Source organism: Micromonospora sp. NPDC049799 (assembly GCF_040656655.1).
Taxonomy (GTDB): Bacteria; Actinomycetota; Actinomycetes; order Mycobacteriales; family Micromonosporaceae; genus Micromonospora.
Map to the genome: position 1 here is coordinate 1 of NZ_JBFAMU010000407.1, position 4,409 is coordinate 4,409.

The following is a 4,409-nucleotide window of genomic DNA, read 5'->3' on the forward strand; positions in this document are numbered from 1 at the left end:
GCCCGGTGGCCGTCGACGCGACGGCGCCGACGGGCCTGCCGGACGGAGCGTTCCCCCCGATGCTGTGGGCGCTGGCCGCCGGCGGCCAGGTCGGTGCGCAGACCGCGCTGGCGCTGCTCGCGGGCGAGTTCTCCGACGCGCTCACCCTCGCCGGCTGCGCCGACCCGGCCGCCGCCCGCGAGCTGCGCACGATCCGGGTGGACTGACGAGTGACGCCCGACCTGCACGTGGCCGACCTGCATCCGGCGGTGGACGACCCGGCACTGAACTCGATGAACTTCCTCAACGAGGTGGCCCAGCACTACCCGGACGCGGTGTCGCTGGCCGCCGGACGCCCGTACGAGGAGTTCTTCGACGTCGACGCCCTGCACCGGCACCTGGATCGCTTCCGGCGGCACCTCGCCGACGACCTCGGGCAGAGCCCGGCGCAGGTGCACCGGACGCTGTTCCAGTACGGCCGCACCAAGGGCATCGTGCACCACCTGGTCGCCCGCAACCTCGCCGTCGACGAGGGGATCACGGTCGACGAGGAGGCGGTCGTGGTGACCGTCGGCTGCCAGGAGGCCATGTTCCTGGTGCTGCGGGCGCTGCGGTCCTCCCCGCGGGACGTGCTGCTCGCCGTCGCACCCACGTACGTGGGGCTCACCGGCGCGGCCCGCCTGCTGGACCTGCCGGTGTGGCCGGTGGCCGGTGGCCCGACCGGGGTGGACCTGGCCGACCTGCGCGCCCAGGTCCGGGCGGCGCGGGCCGGGGGCCTGCGCCCGCGCGCCTGCTACCTGATGCCGGACTTCGCCAACCCGTCCGGGGCGAGCATCAGCGTGGCCGACCGGCGGCGGCTGCTCGACCTGGCCGCCGAGCAGGACCTGCTGCTGGTCGAGGACAACCCGTACGGCCTCTTCCCGGCCGGTGACGGCGACCGGCCGCCCACCCTCAAGGCGCTGGACACCGCCCGCCGGGTGGTCTACCTCGGCTCGTTCGCCAAGACGGTGCTGCCCGGCGCCCGCGTCGGCTACGTGGTGGCCGACCAGCGGGTCGCCGGCTCCGACGGCACCGTCGGGCTGCTCGCCGACCAGCTCGCGAAGATCAAGAGCATGGTCACGGTGAACACCTCGGCGCTCGCCCAGGCGGTGGTCGGCGGCGCGCTGCTGGAGCACGGGTGCAGCCTGGTCGCCGCGACCGTCCGGGAGCGGGCCGCGTACGCCCGGAACCTGCGCCACCTCGTCGCCGGCCTGGCCCGGCGGTTCGGCGATCCGTCACCCGTGCGGTGGAACGTCCCGGCCGGCGGCTTCTTCGTCGTCGTCACGGTGCCCTTCGCCGTCGACGACGCGCTGCTGCACCGCTCGGCCCGCGAGTACGGGGTGCTGTGGACACCGATGGCGCACTTCTACGACGACGGCGCACCGGTCGACGCGCTGCGCCTGTCCATCAGCGCGGTCACCCCGGAGGAGATCGACGTCGGCCTGGACCGGCTCGCCGCCCTGGTCACCGACGAACTCGCCCGCCGTGGGGCGGGAGCGCCGGTGGGCTGACACACCGCGTTCACCACCGTCGGTTGTGGACACCCATAATGGAGCGCATGATCGCCTGGGAGTACGCGCTGCTGGTCCGCCGCTATCAGGGGCAGGGCCGCAATTTCACCGTCAGCTTCGTCTGGTACGCGCCGGACGGGTCCCGCACCGACGTCACCGCGTACGGCGACACCGCGATCGCGCACCTGAACCGGGCCGGCCGGGAGGGCTGGGAACTGGTCTCCGCCGGCGAGGACGTCAACAACGTCCAGGGCAGCACGGAGGTGCACCGCTACCACCTGAAGCGCCCCCTCGCCTGAGCGGTTCCCGCCGGCCCGGGTCACGGGCCGGCGGGAACCGGTGTCAGCCCAGGTCGACGGCCGGGTAGAGCGGGAAGCCGGTCAGCAGCTCGCCGGCCTGCCGGCTCACCTTGTCGGCCACCGCCGGGTCCAGCGCGTACTTGGCCTTGGACGGGGTGCCGTCGGCGTTCGCGCCGGCCGCCGTCTGGCTCAGCACGGTGTGGATCAGCTCCGCGGTGACGTCCATCTCCGCGGTGCCCAGACCCCGGGTGGTCAGCGCCGGGGTGCCGATCCGGATGCCGGACGTGTACCAGGCCCCGTTCGGGTCCTGCGGGACCGCGTTGCGGTTGGTGACGATGCCCGAGTCGAGCAGCGCCTGCTCGGCCTGCCGGCCGGTGAGGCCGTACGAGGTCACGTCGATGAGCACCAGGTGGTTGTCGGTGCCCCCGGTGACCAGCGTCGCGCCCCGGCGGGCCAGCCCCTCGGCGAGAGCCTGGGCGTTGGCGACGATCGCCTGCGCGTAGTCGGCGAAGTCGGGGCGGCGGGCCTCGGCGAGCGCGACCGCCTTGGCGGCCATCACGTGCGGCAGCGGGCCGCCGAGCACCATCGGGCAGCCCCGGTCCACCTGGTCGGCCAGCTCGGGGCCGCAGAGCACCATGCCGCCGCGCGGGCCGCGCAGCGACTTGTGCGTGGTCGTGGTGACGATGTGCGCGTGCGGCACCGGGTCGAAGTCGCCGGTGAAGACCTTGCCCGCGACCAGGCCGGCGAAGTGCGCCATGTCGACCATGAAGGTCGCGCCCACCGAGTCGGCGATCTCCCGCATGATCCGGAAGTTGACCTTCCGGGGGTACGCCGAGTAGCCGGCGACCAGGATCAGCGGCTTGAACTCGCGGGCCGCCGCGGCGACCTTGTCGTAGTCGACCAGCCCGGTCGCCGGGTCGGTGCCGTAGCTGCGCTGGTCGAACATCTTGCCGGAGATGTTCGGTCGGAAGCCGTGGGTGAGGTGGCCGCCCGCGTCCAGCGACATGCCGAGCATCCGCTGGTCGCCCAGCTCCCGGCGCAGCGTGAACCAGTCCGCCTCGGTGAGGTCGTTGACGTGCTTCGCCTGCGCCCGCTTCAGCGCCGGCGCCTCCACCCGGTCGGCGAGGATCGCCCAGAAGGCGACCAGGTTGGCGTCGATGCCAGAGTGCGGCTGCACGTACGCGTGCGCGGCGCCGAACAGCTCCCGGGCGTGCTCGGCGGCGAGCGCCTCGACGGTGTCCACGTTCTGGCAGCCGGCGTAGAACCGGCGACCGACGGTGCCCTCGGCGTACTTGTCGCTGAACCAGTTGCCCATGGCCAGCAGGGTGGCGGGGGAGGCGTAGTTCTCGCTGGCGATGAGCTTGAGCGACTCGCGCTGGTCGGTCAGCTCCGCGCCGATGGCGTCGGCCACCCGCGGCTCGACGGCGCGGATCACCTCGAGGGCACTGCGGAAGGCGGTGGATTCGGCGTTCGGCGACATGCGACCTCCTGGTGACGTGCGGAAGGCCCAGGCGCTCGGCATGCGTCCTCATGACGGGGCCGCTCCCCGATGGTTCTCCATCTCCAATGCGCCAGTCACGGCCCGCCGGTGATCCTACCGGGTCGGCCCGAGGTCGCCGCGCCGCCGGGGGTTGAGTGGCCGCCCCCGGGGCACTGCTTCCTGCGGAGCCGGTCGCGGCGCGGCGGCCGGTCCGCCGAAGACGAGGGGAGTGACTCCGACGATGACCACACAGAGCAACGACCGGCCGCTGGCCGTGGTGACCGGCGCGTCCAGCGGGATCGGGTACGAGCTGGCGGCGCAGTTCGCCGAGCACGGCTACGACCTGGTGATCGCCGCCGAGGACGACGGCATCACCCCGGCGGCGGAGAAGCTGCGCCGCGACGGCGGTCCGCGGGTCCAGCCGGTCCGGGTGGACCTGGCCCGGCCCGAGGGCGTCGAGGAACTGGTGATGTCCGTACGGGCGACCGGCCGGCCGGTCGACGCGCTGGCCCTCAATGCCGGGCGGGGTGCCGGTGGCGACTTCGTCGGCGGCACCGACCTGGCCGACGAGCTGACCGTCATCGACCTGAACGTGCGCTCGACGGTGCACCTGGCGAAGCTCCTGCTGCCGGCGATGGTGGAACGCGGCGCGGGGCGGGTGCTGTTCACCTCCTCGATAGCCTCGACGATGCCCGGCCCGTTCCAGGCGGTCTACAACGCCTCGAAGTCGTTCGTCCAGTCCTTCGCCGAGGCGCTGCGCAACGAGCTGAAGGCGACCGGCGTCACGGTGACCTCGCTGATGCCCGGGCCGACGGACACCGAGTTCTTCGCGCGGGCCGACATGGAGGACACCCGCGTCGGCGCCGGGCGGAAGGACGCCCCGCGTACGGTCGCCGAGCAGGGCTTCAAGGCGCTCATGAAGGGCGACCAGACGGTCACCGCGGGCTCGCTGATGAACAAGGTCCAGACCGCCGCCGGCAAGATCGTCCCGGACAGGTTGAAGGCCGAGCAGCACCGCAGGATGGCCGAACCGGGCTCCGCCTCCTGACCCACCCACCCGCCCGCCCCGCCGCGCCCGCGTGCCGCGCCACGCCCGTCACG

The 4,409-nt window shown here is 73.3% G+C and carries 5 protein-coding genes and 1 riboswitch; of the genes, 4 read left to right on the forward strand and 1 reads right to left on the reverse strand.

Features of this window, described 5'->3' with window-relative positions:
- The 3 genes from AB0I76_RS23270 to AB0I76_RS23280 all read left to right on the forward strand — a co-directional run.
- A partial coding sequence (locus tag AB0I76_RS23270; RefSeq protein WP_357039122.1) for an alpha-hydroxy-acid oxidizing protein occupies positions 1–206 on the forward strand: 206 nt, incomplete at its 5' end.
- Between the two features lie 3 nt (positions 207–209).
- Positions 210–1,529, forward strand: coding sequence for a PLP-dependent aminotransferase family protein (locus AB0I76_RS23275; protein ID WP_357039126.1), 1,320 nt, complete (start codon positions 210–212; stop codon positions 1,527–1,529).
- Positions 1,530–1,567: 38 nt separating this feature from the next.
- Positions 1,568–1,828 (forward strand): hypothetical protein, encoded by a 261-nt coding sequence (locus AB0I76_RS23280; protein ID WP_357039129.1) that lies wholly within the window; start codon positions 1,568–1,570, stop codon positions 1,826–1,828.
- 43 nt (positions 1,829–1,871) lie between these two features.
- On the opposite strand, the gene AB0I76_RS23285 is transcribed toward AB0I76_RS23280, so the two are convergent.
- Complete coding sequence (locus AB0I76_RS23285; protein ID WP_357039132.1) at positions 1,872–3,308, reverse strand: glycine hydroxymethyltransferase; 1,437 nt, start codon at positions 3,306–3,308, stop codon at positions 1,872–1,874.
- An 18-nt stretch (positions 3,309–3,326) separates the two neighbouring features.
- Positions 3,327–3,417: riboswitch (ZMP/ZTP riboswitch) on the reverse strand.
- A gap of 132 nt (positions 3,418–3,549) precedes the next feature.
- Between AB0I76_RS23285 and AB0I76_RS23290 the strand changes: the two genes are divergently transcribed.
- Positions 3,550–4,356 carry an SDR family NAD(P)-dependent oxidoreductase gene (locus AB0I76_RS23290; protein WP_357039135.1) on the forward strand — a complete coding sequence of 269 codons (807 nt, stop codon included), beginning with the start codon at positions 3,550–3,552 and terminating at the stop codon, positions 4,354–4,356.
- Positions 4,357–4,409 lie beyond the last annotated feature (53 nt).

What these genes read in the sequence shown, in the direction of transcription:
- AB0I76_RS23280 (WP_357039129.1), top strand. Translation starts at nt 1,568, where the DNA reads ATGGAGCGCATGATCGCCTGGGAGTACGCGCTGCTGGTCCGCCGCTAT.
- AB0I76_RS23285 (WP_357039132.1), bottom strand. Translation starts at nt 3,308, where the DNA reads ATGTCGCCGAACGCCGAATCCACCGCCTTCCGCAGTGCCCTCGAGGTG.
- AB0I76_RS23290 (WP_357039135.1), top strand. Translation starts at nt 3,550, where the DNA reads ATGACCACACAGAGCAACGACCGGCCGCTGGCCGTGGTGACCGGCGCG.